We start from the raw sequence: 17,833 nt of genomic DNA, 5'->3' as shown, positions 1-17,833 counted from the left end.
AGGGATCCTAAAATGCAATACAAAACTCTTAAGAAAGTCGCCCTAGGTCTGGGCTTATTTACGCTAGGGCAAGGGGACCTCGCCCTAGCTCAGGCCGCCGCCGAATCGTCGGCCGTATCTAGTCCTGATAATGAGGGCAGTTTACTAAGTGTCAATGGGGAGGCTAAGACGTCAGGAAACCTTGGAGCCCTGAGCGTCAGTCGCAGCTTTCCCCTCCCGACTTGGCGAAACCTCTTTCCAGAGCTTTCTTTTTCCTACAGCTCTCAAGGGGGTCACTCGGAGCTAGGTTATGGCTGGAGCATGCCCATACCAAGTATATCTTTGGATCGCCGTCTAGGACTACCCAACAACGGCTCAACTCTAGTCAGCGATTTGGATGGACGTCTTAGACCCCTATCCAATAATCAGGTGCTAGACACGGATAAAAAGCTTTACCGGCCGCGAATCGATAACTCAGGCAACCTATACCTCGAGCATAATAAGGACGGTAGACGATACTTTGAAGTTCAGATGACCGGAGGCAATAGGTATATATTCGGTGAGGATAGCAACTCGCGGGAGGAAAGCGATTCTTTGACCACTACATGGATGCTTAGCAAAATCATAGATCCCTATGATAATGCAGTGGTGTTTAAATACTTCAAAGATCGTAACGTCGCTTACCTCGAGTCCATCGCTATGGTGAATGGCCAAGGGCGCGAGGACGAGTCCACCTCTTATGTGGTTGACCTTGTTTATGAAGACCGCAATGACACCTGGGTTTCTTATGGCTCGGGTTTGATTCAGGGCTACTACAAACGCCTCAGCTCTGTGAGCTCTTACGGTGTCACCGGTCTAGACGAAGAAAGCACCTTAAACAAGACTCGAATCGCTAAGATGGTCTTTAGCTACGAGGAGCAGGGACCCTCCAGGCGTTCGATTCTAACGAAAACAGAGTACTTTGGCAGTCAAGATACTGACATAACGCCCAACCACAGTTATCAATACACGGCCGACACCTACCGAGTCGGAGATTTCAACCAATATCAGGTTCAGGCCTCCGGTTTGCCATTATTCTCACGGATTCGCTGGCATGACTTCAACCGTGACGGGCTGGTGGATATCTTTGCCCTAAATGGTACGGAGTGGAACGTCTGGTACAATCTAGGACGTGATCAGGGTTTTAGCGCGGCAGAGACCTTACCCATCGGCTCTCTTCAGCTCGATAATGGTATTGACAGCTTTGTGGACATCAACAAGGACTTTAGCCCTGACCTGGTAACTTGGGATGCCGCGAGCCGGACTCAAGGTGCCCGGCTTAGCAGCCGCGAGAGTGGTCTTTGGAGCAGCGAGAAGAAAGAGGTCTCTGGGCTTCCAAAGTTGGCTCTCGGAGCCACCGCTGCAGATTGGGTTGACTATGATAACGATCGCGCCGTGGACTTCGTGCGCTACCAGCGATCGGGTTCGAATCTTAGGCTTTGGGTTTACCGCAACACATCGAATGGCGACGAGCTTTCTTTTGCCAGCCCCCAGATTCTGAACTTAGGCAGCCGCATTACGGTATCTCCTGATCAATTGAACTGGGCCGACTTCAATGGCGACGGCTTGGAGGATATTTACCATACCCTTGATAGCTCCAGTGGATCGCGGATACTTGCCTATTTATCGTCTGGACAATTGATATTTCCCACTTCAGGAGCGCAAAATGTAAGCCTGAGTCGCAAGGTCTATGGCATTAAAACCGGCAACAATCGCCCCTTCAGAGCCCGCGTTCAGCTCAATGTCAACAGCCGCTTGGCCGATCTTAATAGTGACGGATTCCTGGACCTTGTATACTACGGCCCCAAGACCTTAAGAATCTTTTACGGGACAGGTAAAGAGTTTCAAGAAACAAGAGTCTTCCCCTTCCCGGATCTGATAAAAGATCCATTTCGCCTCGAAATTGCTGACATGAACGGCAACGGGTCGCAAGACCTGGTCCTTCTTAGCCAGGATAATAGCGGTATTCACGTGGTCGATCACTACAGTGATGACAGCAATTCTGCACCCTACATGATGAGTAGGTACATCAACGAAAGCGGCCATGAAAGTTCTTTCACCTACCGCAGTTCAAATCTAGGCAAGATCGCCAAGGTCTATGGGGCTAGCTGGTTTCCCATGATCACCCAGGTGGTGACGAGCGTGCGAGAGTGGGCTACTGTTATGACAGATGATCAAGGTCTAGCCTTTAAACAGGTTAACCATAACGAGTTTGACTATGATAATCCGCGCTATGACGTCAAAAGAAAAGAATTTTTAGGTTTCCAGAAGGTTCAGGTAAAACTTTTTCATGATGCCAGTGCCAAACGATTTACCCGCGAGGACTTAGATTTCCTTACCGATGAATCAGACTCTTTGATGAAGGGTCACCTAAAGTCCCGCCAAATCTCCTATGTTGACCTGGAAAACCCTTCATCAAACGTCGATAGCTATGAGGAAGACAGCTACCAGTGGCAAGTGCTCGACCTTGTCAAAGATGATGATGTGCACAGGACCGTGCTCAAGTCCCAAAGCCAAACCATGAGGGAGGGCGAGGAGTCCCGTACAAACACTAGAAATATGGCTTATACCGTCAGCGACGAGGGGCTTGTCAGCGTGGTCGTTACGGAAGAACTAAGTCCAAGTGGTGAGATCTACCGGAGCAAGGTCGACGAGTACTTTACAACTTCCGAGTTGGGACGCTGGTCCCCTGGTCTCGTAAAATCAACGAGGCTGATCGGTGCCTCGGGTCAAGTCCTGGCACGCACTGATAATTTTGTCGATGACAAGCTGTCATTGCTTAGAACGGAGCGACTGCGCGGTGGACTCATGGAAGCTCAAGAAAGTCTCGTTTATGATGCCTACGGCAACCTTATCGAATCGACTGATCCATTAGGTTATAAAACCACCATGACCTATGATGATCCTGGTGCCTTTAACCTCACCTCGATTACTAAGAGCGCTGGTAAAACCAAGCTCATCCGCTCCATGGAATGGTCCGAGCTGGGCGATCTCTTGCTAGCGACCATCGACGAAAACGGTCAGAGAATTAGCTTCGCGTATGACGGACTCAGCCGGCAGATCTCAACCACTAATCCTGGTCAATCAGAACCCGTTGAGACCCGTAGCTACCAGTTTGGGACCAAGACAAGCTTTGGCTTTGCCAGCATTCAAGCTTCTAGCAGCACACGACCCAGCATCGGCTATATCGATGGTTTGGGACGACCCGTCGGAAATCTTATTCCTGTGGGGAGTCAGGACTGGATCATTACAGATTGGCAAAGCTTTGATCAACGGGGCCTCCCAAGGCTTAAGGTCAGCAGAGAAGCTCTTAGCGCCAATGATTCTATCGAGACTTGGAAGCCAGACCTTAGCATAGCTAAGGTCTTAAGCTGGGACTACCAAGGACGGGCCGAGAGGCTTCTAACACCCTCTTCTAGCGACATGGCAGCTAAAAACGAAACCACCTATAGCTATAGAATCGGCCAAGTTTCGGCTCATCTAGAACTAGGAGAAAGGCGGGACACCTTCTATGATCATTTCGGCCGTGTTTATCGTACTGAAATTGGTGGTTCCGAAGATGGTCAGCCTCGACAAGCTGTGAAGGTCTTCTTTGATCGTCAGGATCGGGTGGAGCAGCTTATCACCCACCAAGGTATAACAAGAAGCTATAGCTGGGACGAACTCGGCCGCATGCTCTCAGCTCAGTCGGAGTTTGGTCGCCAGACGCTGACCTACAATCAGCGCGGCGATCTGACCCTTCAAAACTATTATGACTCGCAGAACCAACTTCTGGGCTCCTATGAGACTATCTATGATTCCCTAGCAAGACCTACGATTCGCTATCGTCAGGATGCTGATCAAAATAAAGCAAAGGAGTTTGAGTGGTTCTATGATCAAAGGCCAGGCAGCGCAAATACCAGTACCTACACGAAGGGCCGCATCGCTAGCCTCTGCATGGCTGATGGATCGTGCCTCGACTATGACTATCATCCCCTAGGAATGACCGCTAGAAAAACCCTGCGCATCGCAAACCCTCGTCATAGCAGCGAGCATAGTCTAGGATTCGAGTATGATCAGTACGCCCGTCTGAGTAAGATCATCTATCCTAATCTAGAGACCACAGCTCTCCAATACTCACCTCACGACGGCCAGGTCACGTCTGTATCTAACTTGATCAAAGAGATCAAGATCGATCGTCTGGGTCGTCTCCTTGAGATGGCTTTCACAGATAGTGTGAAGCGATCCTATAACTACTACAAGAACCTGATGCGCCTAAAAACGCGCATCGATACGCTAGGAGCGGTAAGAAGCGAGCATAGCTACATCTACAATGCGCTTGATCGCATCACTGAGATAAAGGGTGGCATGCTTTGGTACAAGAGCTTTCAAAAAGACTTTAGCTATGACCAGCTGGGTCGATTGAGTAAGGCTACCTACCAGCTGTTCCAAGATCAGAGCGAGGGTGTTTCCAAAGAGTACAACTATGGCTTTGATAGCCAGGGCCGGATGAGCAACTTTGCTGGTAAGGCTCTTTCCTATAACTACTCCAAGGCCAGTACCTTCGATACCTACCTATCATCCATCGCAGTCGATGACCAGGTTCATAGCTTTGATCCGGCTGGCCGGCTGAAAGCTATATTACTCGCTGATGGCATGCAGGAGCTACTGTCTTGGTCACCAGATAACCAGCTGCGCTCAAAGACTATTGGCAATGACGAGGAGATTCATTACCAGTATCTGCCCAATAAGATGCGTTTTTCAGAAACGACCAAGAAAACTGATGGCACCAGCTTGGGCCGGGTTTTTCACTGGGATGATCTTGTTAGCTACGATGAGAGGAACGATGAGAGTACCTATCACTATAAGTTGGGTTCTACTGCCATTGCCACCCGAACTGGTGATGAGGACTTGCGCTATGTAATCAATGATCATCTAGGCAGTGTCTTGGGGACGGTGAGCGCCGCTGGGGAGATTCTTGACTATCATGACTACGACCCTTACGGCCAGGTGATCAGGCTGGGTGAGAGCTGGGACTTTCACCGCGATGGCTATGCAGGAGCCATGGGAGATTGGGAATCAGCCTCCTATCAGATGCAGCATCGTCATTTCTTGCCTGGCTTAGGGCAGTTTATGAGTCCTGACCCCAGCTTTTTGATGCAGCCGGCTCGATGTTTGGGGCGAATTAAGGAATGTGATCTCTATAGCTATGTTGGGTTCGATCCTGTTAACTTTGTGGATCCTACTGGGCTCGAAGGGGAAAGCGACAGTGAAGGCGAAGATTATATACTACCCAAAACCGAAGATACTACACACTATGCCGAAATGGTCGTAATCCGCGGGGACCAAGTAGTGAAAAGTCTGAGTCTTACAAGTGGAAAAGAGACTAACGAGGCTGTCCTTGAACCCTACTTAAAACCAGGAAAAACATACAAAGACAAAGAAGGAGTTGAGAAAATATCCAGTGGCTTTAATCGATCACTCGTCCATACTGAAAAAATTGGCCTTCTCTCAGTAAAAGACCGCCTGGAGGAGAACGACTTAGTAGTGTTCGATGGGGTACAGGCACCCTGCACTGGTTGCAAAGGTGCGATGGCACGAGCTGCAAATGGAGGGAACATAATTAAAGATGATGACAGTTCCAAAATGGGAAAGAAAATAAGGATTCAATACAACTGGCGGGTTATCGAAGGAAGCAAAGTTGTTCACTATATGTGGGACGCCAACACTGGTAAAACGCAAATTAAAGGGTCCAGTGATTTTGGAAGTGAGTACCACAGAAGAAAGACCAGGAGTAGTAAAGGGACATAACAAGATAGCAGCTGGTAGAATACTCGAATTGCTAAAAGTAGTAGGAGAGTACACGACAATCTTCTTTACCGATCCGTCTGGCGATGGCCTCGCGTTCAAGGTCTGAACAGGAGCTTTTCAAAACCTAGTTCGTTAGTTCAAAAACATGGGTACGTTGGGGTCCCTTTCTCCTTACGAGCATCAAAGGCATTGCGCCTTTGGTGCTCCTTTTCCTTTAACTACTGATTAAGCCATTTAAAGGTACGAATCGTCATAACAAGATATAGCAGGGCTGCAAGAATACCCAGAAGAAAGCTATAGCGATCCAAAGACCAAAAACTTAAATCTGAAAACTGATCTCCCACCCCCCCAATAAGTAGAACCAATGGTGATAGCAGCATCCCTAAATTAAGGATGGCGATGCTCGCAACTACCACGTAACGGATCAAAAAGTCAGTTCCCCGATTCGCGCCATTGATCGCAAAACAAGAAACAAAGCTTAGCAGCACCAGGCTAGGAAGAACCAGTTTCACTATAAGTCTGAGATCTGCCTCATAGCTGTAGGGGTCGGAGTCAAACACCATAAATCCCACGAGCAGGAGTTGCCCGGTGTAGAGCAGACCGAAGCGAAATCGATCTAGCTCTGTCAGCCGGCCTTTCTTCAAAGTCACAAGGTGAACGTTAAGCTTTTTAAGAATCATAAATAGGCCCTTTTATAGACATGCTTTTCGACTGAGTTTAGATCCAAGACTGGAACTCATAAAGTTCAGTCTGGGCGTACTCATACCAGTGTAAGATCCTAGACCAAGTCCCAAGCAGACCGTTAGCCATCAGGAGCGAGAAATAGCCTCGACGCTCATATCTCTGTAAGCTACTGTCAATGTTAATCTATTTATTTGGTAGAATATTTGTAGGTTTCAATCGCCATAGTCGAGAGCCAATATATAAGTAAGACTGACCACGTAACTAGTGTTTGTGCCTGTGGGGATGCCCGTTATCGCGAAAGTTGACCCCCTAGTAATGAGACTCCGCACTTGACGTTGAAGATTCACGTATCTATTGACGGTAAACCTTTGATCGACAGGAGTGATCGTAGCCAAGGCAGACGAAGCTAAGATGAGGCTCATGGAGACGAATATACCAAGCAGAGCTAGCTTACTTGCTAGTCCTATTTTTTGCGCGGAATGTGACGGATATTGATAGGAATTGTGTTTATTGGACATGGTTTTTAAGCATCCTATTTGGTGGCTCTCTCAAAATTTCGTTGTTGCAGCTCGACTAGTCTTTCAATACCAGTCATCGCGGAATTAGCTGTTTATCTGCCAATATCGAATAAGGGTTCCACCTGCTGTGGTACAAGAGCTTTCGTAGAGTAACTTCCCCAACCTGGCTTCTTCAAGAAGCCACCTCAGATTTATTCCGGGTTGTTCTTGAGAAGGCTAGGTTGAGAACGCGATTAGAAATCTAACATCAGCGTAGATTTCTGGGAGTTCTCCGTTCTCGCCATTGAAATTCGTAGAACTACAGCGACACCAACCACTAATCAACTAGAATCAATAGCTATTACTTGAAGCTTCAGCCGATTAAGTGCTTTGTAAAATACACCTTACGGCTAAATCCTTTATTTACAACACTGAAATTATTGCAGAAAACATGGATCAAGTCTTGAGATAACGACACTTGGGAATTCTGTCCCAGCTTTCCACTGGACCAAACCCTTGGCATAACCTATACCTTCAGTAAGGTTCAAGTCCGGCCCCGGGCACCACGACTCGAACTATCAACGAAAAAATCTCTCGGCTAAGCGCTGCCAAGATCACCACAAATCCTGAAGATTAGCCGCATCAACAAACTCGGAAAGCGGAAATCGATTACTAGGTCTTGATACAACAAAACTTTTAGCTACCCTACCTTTAGCAATATTCTCTCTAAAATACTCCAGATGTTTGATATCTTTCTTAGAAGGACTCTCAGTCCATTTACACTCTAGCAAAGTAAAGACTCCGCCTTCATCCTTAATAAAATCAATCTCTCTAGTCTTATCTCGATAGAAGTTCCAGTTCCATGAACCATCTCGGTGAAGATCTCTCTTACGAATCTCGGAAAAGACAAACGTCTCCCAAATGGCTCCTAAGTAAGGTGAATCTAACATAGCCTCTTCAGACCTTATTCCTAGCAGGAAGATTAGGAGACCCGTATCATTAAAGTAAAGTTTAGGACTCTTGACCATTTGTTTAGTCTTGTTACCAAACCATGGCTCTAGAAGGGTAATCTGCCCAGAAGCTTCAAGAACCGAGATCCAGGAGTTTGCTGTCGTGGGACTAATCCCTATATCTTTTGCAACCTCTGCCTTGTTTAGTAACTGTCCAGACCTTAAGGCAAGAGCTCTAATAAAGCTCTCGAAATCTCGAAGATTCTGGACATTTAATACGCCTTTTACATCACGCTCTAGATAAGAAGCAATATATCCACTAAAGAATCTTGATTCTCTTAGTTCAACGTTATTATGAAGCTCGGGATAGCCTCCCCGAAAAAGAAGAGATTCCAAAGACAAACTGCTTTGAGTGCTCAGAATCTCTTGTTGCGATAGTGTTTCGAATTCAATGATATCGATTCTACCTGCGAGAGAATCTCCAACCGAATTCATCAACTGAAACTTCTGAGATCCAGTTAATAAGAACTGACCGTTTATGCTTCGAGACTCATCGATGAACCTTTTCAGATGGCGAAACAACCGGGGAGCATACTGAGCCTCATCAATGATAACAGGTGGCGGGAACTCTCTAAGGAACCGTTCTGGCTCGTTCTCTGCTAACTCGGCCATTGACGGTAGATCAAGGCTCACAAAAGAGTAATCTGGGAACATGTGAGAGAGAATAGAAGTCTTTCCAGTCTGTCGGGCTCCAGTGACTAGGACAGCAGGCCGAGTTGATACTGACTCCGCAATCAAATCTTGGTATTTACGTTGAATCCACATGGAAAATCCTAGTCTCTAATTGGCGAAATAATCCAGTCACAATGGATTATTATCTCAGTTCTATCACAAAAGTCAACGGGTCACACCCACAAGAACTGAGTGAGTATCGCCCGCCGACTCATTTAACTCACTGTAACTAAAGAATATACTACTTAGGGTAGGGTGAAGAGAAATCGAGGAGTGAAATCCGATGATTCTTACAAGGAACCATTTACCCGCTGGCAATTTGAGTATTGGTAGACACAGAAGACTTAAAATCTCCCTACCGCAAGGTCGTGCCGGTTCAAGTCCGCCTCCGGTCACTATGGTGCGATAAGAATTTCTGAGTTATTCTAGTTAGTTCCCTGGTCTTGAGTTCTTGCCAGGTTCAAGCAATGATTTTAGGCCCTGCTTGCTTACAACTTCTCCAAGTTCTGATCTACCCATCATGCCTAAAATTTTAGTCAGCGCCGTTTTGATAAACTTCAAGCCTCGAATCCTATAGAACCGGTGCATGCTTTCCTTCAGTTCGTAGACCTTTCGTGCTCTGGGAAACTTTGAAGCCACCAAGCTATCGTTTGACGCTGATATGGCTCTTAGTGAGCCTTCTTTTACATTACAGACGAGCTACTTCATTCATAGTCCAATCAAATGACGGAGATCTTAGCCTTCAACCAGCTGATATCATACAATATAGATTATCTATGAGAGTTATTTAGGAAAAATTAGGATAATAAATTTTGATTATATAGGAGAATTAAAGTAAATTATTTAGGAGATAAGAATTATCAATATAGTATTGATATTAAAGAAAAAACTTTTATTCAATGGCCTAATACAAGCATTAATGTAATTAATTTTAGGATCATTGCATTGTGCTGTCGATAAACTTAAATCTAGGGGTATCAGTTGTGGCACGAAGGAAAATACCGAACTCAACTTTACTTGCTGAAGGCTTGAATGCAGCAAAAGAACGGGTCTGTTCACGTGGTGGGTAAACCCGTCAAGCCCTCCCCCGACAAGCATTTAACAACTGCAACCGATAGTTTTTCAAGCTTTCTAAACCCGAAAGCCCTTCTCTGGACGAGCTTTGCTTTACGATTGAAACCCTCGACACGACCATTGGTGTATCTTCCATCAAAGTACTCCACTATCTCATTTCGCCAGGCTAAGATCGTCTTCCGCAAAGACTTCCTCTGGGAGTGTTGACTGCGTCATTAGATCTAGGTTCTTTATCAAAGCCTTGCGAGCACGCTTTTTACCCTTAGTTCTGTACAGGCGATGAACACTCTCCTTGAAACTGTAGACCTCCCTCAGGTCTTCCTTATCTTTTAGAAAACGTCTGATGGCTTTTCTTTCATAGGGCTCTAGCTTTCGACCATCACGCAGTAGAAGTCGACGAATTCGAGTTTTCCTATCATCTCCTGTTCTTCTTTTTCGAAACCTATTCACAAGTTTTCCAAAGCAACATTGAACATGAAATAGGGAAAGCCTCTTTAGCAAAGCTTTTAAAGGTATTGGACAGGCCTAAGGTGACAACTTTTACGTTTTCTGGCCTCTTAAAGTCAACGGCAATATCTTCTAAGTCAGCTTTATTGCGGCCGTCAATCACTTCATAAAGTCTTTTGTTTTGTGATCAACGATCACTGTTACATAGTCCACTGATTGGTATTTACGTTTGCGAAGGCTATGCTCATTGATACCAATCACAGATGGAAGATCAAACAGGCGCTAGCTTGACCCTTTAATCAGAAGCTTCTTGAGTACTTTACTAAGAGTGTCACATTCGTTCTTACTGACTATGTGCCTCATATACTTCTCTATCTCGTGATCAATTTCCTCAACTTGCCTGAGTTTCTCCTCTCCCTTTGCAGTTAGGGTCCACCTTTTCTCTCGGCGGTCATTATTAGAGGTAATATGTGAAATCAGCTTGTTTTGCTGCAAATTGAAAATAATTTTTGAAAGTGTCACCTTGTCTATAAAAAGAATCTCAGAAATTTCTTTTTGCGATGGGCTTCTGTGAAATGAAATCACATAGAGTACTCCACTTTGCAGTGGGGATATCCCAGTTTGACCAAGGCCTTCCTCATATCGTTTCATAATCATTCGCGATGACTTTGTTAGTAAGAACCCTGGGCTAAATGTTTCATAGATATTTTTCTTCATATCTTCCTCTATCATACTTGCATTAATAGTTAAACAACCATATAGTTAGTAATACTAACTAAATTGGAGTTTCCATGAAGATTCTATCTATACTCGCGATGCTATCTATTTGCACTACTGGCAAGTCAATAAATGTCACTACGAAAGGCACAAAAGGCTCTTACCTTCAACATCGACACACTTATGACGGGTTTGGTTGTACCGGTTTAAACCAAGTTCCCGATATCAGCTGGTCAGAACTTCCACAGGATGCAAAATATGTTTCGATAACTATTTATGACCCTGACGCTCCTACAGGTGGTGGTTGGTGGCATTGGGCGATTTCAAATATCCCCGTTGATACCTTCAAAAGAATCAACAATGATAATTACAAAAAAGTAGTTGCCGCGGGAGCTGTTGAATCATTGACATCCTTTGGTCAGCCGGGGTATGGAGGGCCGTGTCCCCCTAAAGAAGATCATCCACATCGGTATGTAGTCTCTGTTTATGCACTTAAAGATAAGATAAAAGTGGAATCGTCTTACCAGCCGGCTCTTGTTGGTTTCATTTTAAATTCTAACAAGTTAGCTATGACTACTACAACATTACTTTATGGTCGCTAAGGAAAAAACGAAGACGAGGCTAGCAATAGCCTCCCCTCCAAGTCTCTAATTAACAGCTATCCTCTGAAAACTTCAAGCTTTTAGCATGATCTCCATCTCGATTGAAAAAATCTTTTCCGTTACAAAGCTCCTCTTCGAACTCATCCAGTATGGTCGTTTCTATTGCAAACAATGGGATGTTGAAGTCTACCATGATGCAAAAAAGTACTTTGTCCTCAAAGACCCCAAACATAGGGTTTGTGCAAGTTCTTCGAATTGCATTTATATCTTTATCAAGAAGTTTTTCAGTTTCTTTAACCACCAATGCTGCGATCAATTCGAGACCCTCCTGTGTAATGAAGTCTCGAAATGTGTGCTGCACACAATACATATCTGATATCAAGTAGGACTCAGCATTAGGAATATCTAAACGGCACCTTGGGTTTGCATCGGGGTATCGTTGACCCGGCTTGTATAGTTCGGCAACTAATTCTCCTAGGAAAGCTTGATCAACTCCCCTGACTGCGGGATCATCAAGCAAGTTGAAAAGCTCTTCCTTGTAGTTGCCGTATGCGATATCGAATATCCTTATGACTTCAAGAAACTGTCTATAGTCCCAATCTCGATATTCTTTCATAGTTTGAATATAGGCTTCTACATCGGGAATGGAACGAATTCCATGTTCTTCCTTATCATTGATCTCACCTGACAGAAAATTTTCATCCTCAATTACTTCGAGTCCGTTGATAGTTCGGATGAATTGATCCAAGCCGTAGATCTGGGCATTGATCTCAGCCAATGTACTATCAGACTGCAACTTCTGAGTAACGATACTGGCTACAGAGACTGCACCTAGAAGCGGGCTTGAGAAACGAGCGGACATCAATTTAAACCTTGCGTAGAGCCTAGGCCGTCTTGCCGCGAGCTTTCCTATACCAAACTTGCCTTTAAAAATCTTTTGTTTAAGTTGCGCCTTTGAATACAATCTAGTCGTGCCATCAGGAAGCGTGATGGTCTTGCTTTTAAAGTTCAAGCCTTTCAAAGCGTCCACGTTTGCCTTGTGAAGCTTAATATCATCAAAGTAGCTTCTTCCCTGTTTAAAGTAGGTAAAAGCATTGTATGTAGCTGACCCAGATGCCACTAAGGAAGCTGTGCCAGCCAAGTAGTTACTAACGTTGAATAGCTTTGGATCAATCTCTGATGGGGGTAAAGATCCGTCCAAGATTGCATCAAAGGTTCCATTTTCTAAATTCTCAACATAAATTTCTGAAATCCTTGAGAAGTGGGAACTAAGGTTTGCCATAATCTGCTGATTGGTAGTATATGAAAGATTTGTCCTATTCGTAAGTTCTGATAGCTCCTTTACTTTTTCTTTTAATGACTCATCTAATGCGACAGCATCGTTGTATTTTGATTGAAGAAGTTCACGCCTCTCGCTAATTTCTGGATTGATGAATGACCCGTTTGTGGCCATTTCTCCAATCGTTATGGTTAAATCTGCAGCACCAAGACCTGCAAAAATCGCTGTAGTTAAAATTGCACCTACTAACATAATTTACCCTTTCCTAGTTACTTTAGTTGAGAGCGGGTTTCGAATCTTACCGGGTCATTTTATCAGTATCATATAATTTAGGTATCCTGACTAAGCTTCATTTCTCCTTTGCTATTCGGTGCTGTGAACCTTATTCCATCACTACTCTGAAAGACTGCATGACGGTAGAGTTCATCAGAGAACCAATTTTTGACTATAACCATTATATTAGGCCCTGAGAGTACGAGAGACTCAGAAAATAGGAAGCCTAAGTCTTGAATCGAAAGGTCCTTAAATCGGGCAGGAATAATTATGGTATCTGTCTTTTGATCGATAGCATAGTTATCGATCATAATTCTGTTGCTACTGTGAAGCTTGTAAATGTCACTTCCATTCTCACCCCGTAGCATGTCAAACCCTTTATCACCAGTCGCACCTGGATCTAAGATATTATCGCGCTCATTACCAACTAAATCGTCATCAAAAGAAGTTCCTGTTACCTCTACGATATCCTCGCACCAAGAGCTTGTGTCAGTAGATCGAAGAGAAAGATCTACAGTGACTCGCTTCGGAACCTCGCTGAAATTTAGGCTTCGATCAATAGTGTTGCTAGCGTTATATCCAAGCTGTTTGGTGCCACTTTGAAACAAAATGAATGCAAGTCTTTCCTGTTGGTCCTTATTCTGGCTACACTTTACATCGAGCGACGGTTTTAGATTTTCCTTTCCGAGCTTCACTCCGGATCGAGCATTAGAGAAGTGATGGAGGGCTCTATCGGGAACCTGATCTTTTAGCCAGCACATTTTATCTGATGGCCTCCAGGTGAAAGCATGGCAAACTCCATCACCTGCACACTCTCGACTGCAAGCTATAGCATCTTCGGTAATAAGATTGCGATAGTCGTATCCAATACGAACAATATCTCGTTCGAAGGGAATAGCAGTCATCGCTTCAAAAACCTTCTGTTTATGTATGTAGGACATCTTTACTGTGTCTATCGGTACTAGGTCTGCCTGTTCCGCTAAACTTTCCGTACTATCATGCTGATTGATTTCGAACAGCTTCTTTCTGGCTAGGTCTAGAAATAGCCATTTGTTTTCGAGCCTCATCGACTGAAACGAGATACTCGCTTCTTTTCGAATGATTTCCTTATAGGGTTGAAAAGAGCCCTTGCTGTCTTTGTATACCCAATAAGTAGCAGAGATATTGGAAAGAATTGATGACTCAAGATCCACTGATGCTACGTTCAATCCATCAACAACTTGGTCCTCGTGAAGATTGAGGTCACATGTTTCTGGCACAAAAGAATCTATGAAATCGTCAGTGAAGTCACTTTCATAGATAAACTCTGTGAATTCCAGACCGAAGGCTCCCAGAACAGGAACGTGATCGAGCAGATACTCAGGTTGAACATTACACCTTATGAAGTAACCCTTATATTTCGCAATCATACTAATATATGTATAGGCACGAGCTTCGTAGAATTCGTCGAAGTTAGTTTGGATGAAGTTGAGCATCTGTTCTAGCTCTTCCTTACTAACCTTCGTCATACTTTGAATCGAGTCAAAGCTTTGTAGGCTTTCTGGAAGGCCTATATCTGAATCCATACTAAATAATAGGATCCGAGCTGCATACTTAATGAAGTTGACAACTTCTTTTCGTAACATCGCTTCATCTAGAGCCAGAGCCGCTAACTGGTGGTTGGCTTCTTTCTTTAGATCTTCCAGTTGTTGATTAGACTCGATTATTTCGTCGCGATATGCTCTATATTCACTTGCTCTGCCTTTTGATGAGCTTATATCCCAGCCAATAAGAAGTATGTCTAAGGCCGCACCAAATGGTCCAGCTGCTTTAGTTGCTAATCTCGAAATCGCCGAGGAACTTGCTTTGAAGCCGGCGGCCAATAACCTAGCACTTGCCTTCGCTGCTGGAGTCGCTATTTTAACTGCTTTAGTCAAACGGAGAACAGTTTTGGCTTTGACCATAGCCCGATATGCAGATTGCTTAGCGATCTTTCCCCCTGCCTTTAGGAAGTTTTTTGTACTATTTGCAGCTGACTTGCCATTGCGAGTATTTTTCATAGCGTCGCTCAGAACTTGCTGCAGCTGGACTGAGCCTATAGTGGTTATCGCTGACGAAGCAATCATTGACATTTCGCCCTGAACTTGGGTGCTAGAATGGTTATAGACTGTTGATGCCTCAAGAATTTTCTTGGTTGCTTGTTCGGCAGCCCTTGACTCTGCAGAGAGAAACTCCTCTTGAAGCTGGTTTGAGATGTCAAGATAAGCATTAAGGCCAGCTACGCTGCGATTATACACACTATCGATAGCTTCAATCTCTGAAATTAAATTTTGATTTACCTTCTTCGCTGACTCGATCTCGTCTTTGTAGCGATTAATCTCGGGTGCAAATAGAGCACCATCCATCGCTGAGTTAGCGATACTTGTTCCTAGTGATCCCGCTGCGATCGCACCCACAATAAAAGGAATGAAAAACGGCATTTTTTATCTCCTGCTATAGGTTTTTCTGAGTTCGTTCCCTTGCAACATTCGAAGTATAGGTTCCCATAGTCGATGCTATATCTTCCATAAATTTTCCTAGTACCGCATGCATCAACTGTCTTTCTTTCGTAAGTTCTGCGCCTTTGTATAGCTTTACGAACTTTGGCCAATGCTCGGCATCAATGTCTTGATAAAGGTATAGAACCGCAAGATCAAAGCTTTCTTTCTGAGAATGCAACATCATTTGAGAAACTTGCTGTAGCATCTTTGAAGAAACATTGTGTTTTTCAAGTTCCATCGATTTCTCTAGTTGCCTCATCATACCATCGTACAAGATCCTGGTATCCTCCCAGAGATCAAGATCCTCAACTCGCTTCCTTGCGATGCTTCTTAAGGCCTTAGCCTCATACTTGTTTGGAAAATTAGATAGGAAATCTTGTATTGCATCAGGCCCCTGAGCCAACAACTCACGTTCTCTTGTAGTCACGTCAATCACAGTAGAATTTCTATAAATCTCTGCAAGACTCCTTAGTTCATCCTTTGAAAAACTGCGTTCCATTTCTACTAGCAACTGTTCCTTAAGCCGATTAGATTGAATCATCTCGTCTACTTTTGAGCGAAGTTCATCTTTTTGACTTTCATTGAGGTTCATTCGTGAAACTACAGACGAAAGCGTAAGGTTCATTGAGGCTCTTAATCCATCGAAACGCTCAAAGAAGTTTGAAGATTCTGCATAATCTCTAAATGTCGGCGAATCTAGGAGAAAAGCCTTATGCTTCAATTTCTCTTTGGCATTATTTGCCGGTGATATATTAGTTCGACTATTGTTTCTATCAGGTTTCGATTTCACCGATGGAACTGGGCCGTTCTCTACGTTGTCACTCGCTTGGTTCATAGTGCTGTTTTCTGGTTGATGGAGAATAGCAAAAACTACGATAAAAGTTGCGGAAGCAAGGATTACGGCTCTTGTATTCATTATAAACCCCTTATTCTTTAGCCACAGTGGTCATTTAAGTCGTTCTGTATCACTTTGGATGCCATTTCCTCTGAGATATCAAATGTGTCAGTCAATTGCTCGTAGACAGTTTCTAATCCCAAGGAGCCAAACAAGCGACACATTTCATGAATTCGATTACGGTTCCTTTCACTGATGAAATCTTCAGGTAGAGTCACCGACAAAGTGATCACATCTAGGTTTGCATTTATCAGGAAAGGAACAAGTTTTACTTGCTGGCCTCTCATGCGATCCCATGTAATCTGATCTGCAGATGACAAATCTCCACTTTCAGATACGTATAGATAGATTTCGTGAAAAGAGTTTCTTCGAAGTTCATTCTCGCTACTCTGCAAAATCTGCAATTTGTCGTCATCGCTTTGATATGAGTTAAAGAAATACTCTGCCATGTTTCTATATACTCGAAGATCCCAGTCCTTAATCTCTCGGAGCTGATCTTGATACTTCCTTAGTTCAGGTAGGCTGATCACAGCCTCTTGGATACTTTCATCAACGTCTTCCTTATAGCTTTCATTTTTGGGTAGAAGCCGCCCATGCAGCAGATCAATGATGTTCTGTAAGCCTTTTATCCGTGCTTCAATCTCTTTCCTTCTTTGTACTGAGTCATAGACTTGACTCGTGATACTAGCTACAGAGAGAGCGGCATTCATTCTTGTTTTAAGGCTAGCTTTTAGAACTTTCAGGTTCTTGATGTTTGTTGGTTGCTTCAGAGCGCCTGCAACTGTCAGCACTTGTTTTCCCTGGAGACTTAACTCATCTAGGCCTAAGTACTCTAACGTTATCTGGTTTAGCCTTTGTGCGAATGATTTTGCCTTGCGAAAATACTTCACAAGTTCATCCTTCGGAAATGAACGCAAGAGAGTATTCTGTGAGCCTAATATATAGTTAAGGGCTTCATTGTTAGTTGAGAAGTCCGGCAAGCCCTGATGTTCATCAGGCAACTCTGGGATATATGAAAATAGTTTCTCAACATTTTGAAGAGATTGGCGGTTAAAGTTGATGGAGATCGAAGCAGATTGAGCTTGGCTCTGAACCTTGCGAAGAGTGTCAATGAATTCCGTTTGCAAGGAAGTGGCTTCTAAATGCTTCATATTTAGAACCTGTATTCGGTCATCAATATGAGGGTCAATGAATGATCCTTGCGTAGCCATCTCCCCAATTGTGATTGTAAAGTCTGCAGCTGTGAGTCCCGCGAGCAATGTTGCTGCGATGATACCAATGGCCATACTGCCTCCAATTTCAAATTCTTTTAATAAAGTATTAGTGTGATATCTGAAATACTTCTAAATCAAAGGG

At 44.1% G+C, this 17,833-nt stretch carries 10 protein-coding genes and 1 pseudogene; 2 read left to right on the top strand and 9 right to left on the bottom strand.

Annotated features, from left to right (window positions below; all coding sequences use genetic code 11):
• The first annotated feature begins 12 nt into the window (after window positions 1-12).
• Window positions 13-5,808: an FG-GAP-like repeat-containing protein gene (locus tag B9N89_RS16670; RefSeq protein ID WP_132320575.1), complete on the top strand. Its 5,796-nt coding sequence runs from the start codon at window positions 13-15 to the stop codon at window positions 5,806-5,808.
• 218 nt (window positions 5,809-6,026) lie between these two features.
• On the opposite strand, the gene B9N89_RS16665 is transcribed toward B9N89_RS16670, so the two are convergent.
• The 5 genes and pseudogenes from B9N89_RS16665 to B9N89_RS16640 all read right to left on the bottom strand — a co-directional run bounded on the left by B9N89_RS16665 (window position 6,027) and on the right by B9N89_RS16640 (window position 10,909).
• Window positions 6,027-6,488: a hypothetical protein gene (locus tag B9N89_RS16665; RefSeq protein ID WP_132320573.1), complete on the bottom strand. Its 462-nt coding sequence runs from the start codon at window positions 6,486-6,488 to the stop codon at window positions 6,027-6,029.
• A 216-nt stretch (window positions 6,489-6,704) separates the two neighbouring features.
• Complete coding sequence (locus tag B9N89_RS31385; protein WP_159455429.1) at window positions 6,705-7,010, bottom strand: hypothetical protein; 306 nt, start codon at window positions 7,008-7,010, stop codon at window positions 6,705-6,707.
• A gap of 593 nt (window positions 7,011-7,603) precedes the next feature.
• On the bottom strand, window positions 7,604-8,764 hold the full coding sequence (locus tag B9N89_RS16660) for an ATP-binding protein (protein WP_132320571.1): 1,161 nt from the start codon (window positions 8,762-8,764) through the stop codon (window positions 7,604-7,606).
• Window positions 8,765-9,726: 962 nt separating this feature from the next.
• A pseudogene (locus B9N89_RS32445) lies at window positions 9,727-10,246 on the bottom strand (ISL3 family transposase).
• A 228-nt stretch (window positions 10,247-10,474) separates the two neighbouring features.
• Window positions 10,475-10,909 (bottom strand): MarR family winged helix-turn-helix transcriptional regulator, encoded by a 435-nt coding sequence (locus B9N89_RS16640; protein ID WP_159455427.1) that lies wholly within the window; start codon window positions 10,907-10,909, stop codon window positions 10,475-10,477.
• Window positions 10,910-10,983: 74 nt separating this feature from the next.
• On the opposite strand from B9N89_RS16640, the gene B9N89_RS16635 reads away from it, so the two are divergent.
• Window positions 10,984-11,511: a YbhB/YbcL family Raf kinase inhibitor-like protein gene (locus B9N89_RS16635; protein WP_132320561.1), complete on the top strand. Its 528-nt coding sequence runs from the start codon at window positions 10,984-10,986 to the stop codon at window positions 11,509-11,511.
• Between the two features lie 49 nt (window positions 11,512-11,560).
• Here the strand turns inward: B9N89_RS16635 and B9N89_RS16630 are convergent, their stop codons facing one another.
• From B9N89_RS16630 to B9N89_RS16615, 4 genes are all read right to left on the bottom strand, one after another.
• Window positions 11,561-13,042, bottom strand: coding sequence for a hypothetical protein (locus tag B9N89_RS16630; protein WP_132320559.1), 1,482 nt, complete (start codon window positions 13,040-13,042; stop codon window positions 11,561-11,563).
• Between the two features lie 77 nt (window positions 13,043-13,119).
• Entirely contained in the window at window positions 13,120-15,522 is a 2,403-nt protein-coding gene (locus B9N89_RS16625; RefSeq protein WP_132320557.1) for a PAN/Apple domain-containing protein, read from the bottom strand.
• A 13-nt stretch (window positions 15,523-15,535) separates the two neighbouring features.
• On the bottom strand, window positions 15,536-16,498 hold the full coding sequence (locus B9N89_RS16620) for a hypothetical protein (RefSeq protein WP_132320555.1): 963 nt from the start codon (window positions 16,496-16,498) through the stop codon (window positions 15,536-15,538).
• Between the two features lie 17 nt (window positions 16,499-16,515).
• A complete protein-coding gene (locus tag B9N89_RS16615; protein ID WP_132320553.1) occupies window positions 16,516-17,763 on the bottom strand; it encodes a hypothetical protein in 1,248 nt (415 codons plus the stop codon).
• Between the last annotated feature and the right edge of the window lie 70 nt (window positions 17,764-17,833).

This window comes from Pseudobacteriovorax antillogorgiicola (assembly GCF_900177345.1).
Classification (GTDB): domain Bacteria; phylum Bdellovibrionota_B; class Oligoflexia; order Oligoflexales; family Oligoflexaceae; genus Pseudobacteriovorax; species Pseudobacteriovorax antillogorgiicola.
This window is presented reverse-complemented; position numbering and strand designations above follow the sequence as displayed.

Bases quoted from the DNA above. Each gene is read 5' to 3' on its own strand.
- B9N89_RS16670 (WP_132320575.1), top strand. From the start codon at position 13: ATGCAATACAAAACTCTTAAGAAAGTCGCCCTAGGTCTGGGCTTATTT.
- B9N89_RS16665 (WP_132320573.1), bottom strand. From the start codon at position 6,488: ATGATTCTTAAAAAGCTTAACGTTCACCTTGTGACTTTGAAGAAAGGC.
- B9N89_RS31385 (WP_159455429.1), bottom strand. From the start codon at position 7,010: ATGTCCAATAAACACAATTCCTATCAATATCCGTCACATTCCGCGCAA.
- B9N89_RS16660 (WP_132320571.1), bottom strand. From the start codon at position 8,764: ATGTGGATTCAACGTAAATACCAAGATTTGATTGCGGAGTCAGTATCA.
- B9N89_RS16640 (WP_159455427.1), bottom strand. From the start codon at position 10,909: ATGAAGAAAAATATCTATGAAACATTTAGCCCAGGGTTCTTACTAACA.
- B9N89_RS16635 (WP_132320561.1), top strand. From the start codon at position 10,984: ATGAAGATTCTATCTATACTCGCGATGCTATCTATTTGCACTACTGGC.
- B9N89_RS16630 (WP_132320559.1), bottom strand. From the start codon at position 13,042: ATGTTAGTAGGTGCAATTTTAACTACAGCGATTTTTGCAGGTCTTGGT.
- B9N89_RS16625 (WP_132320557.1), bottom strand. From the start codon at position 15,522: ATGCCGTTTTTCATTCCTTTTATTGTGGGTGCGATCGCAGCGGGATCA.
- B9N89_RS16620 (WP_132320555.1), bottom strand. From the start codon at position 16,498: ATGAATACAAGAGCCGTAATCCTTGCTTCCGCAACTTTTATCGTAGTT.
- B9N89_RS16615 (WP_132320553.1), bottom strand. From the start codon at position 17,763: ATGGCCATTGGTATCATCGCAGCAACATTGCTCGCGGGACTCACAGCT.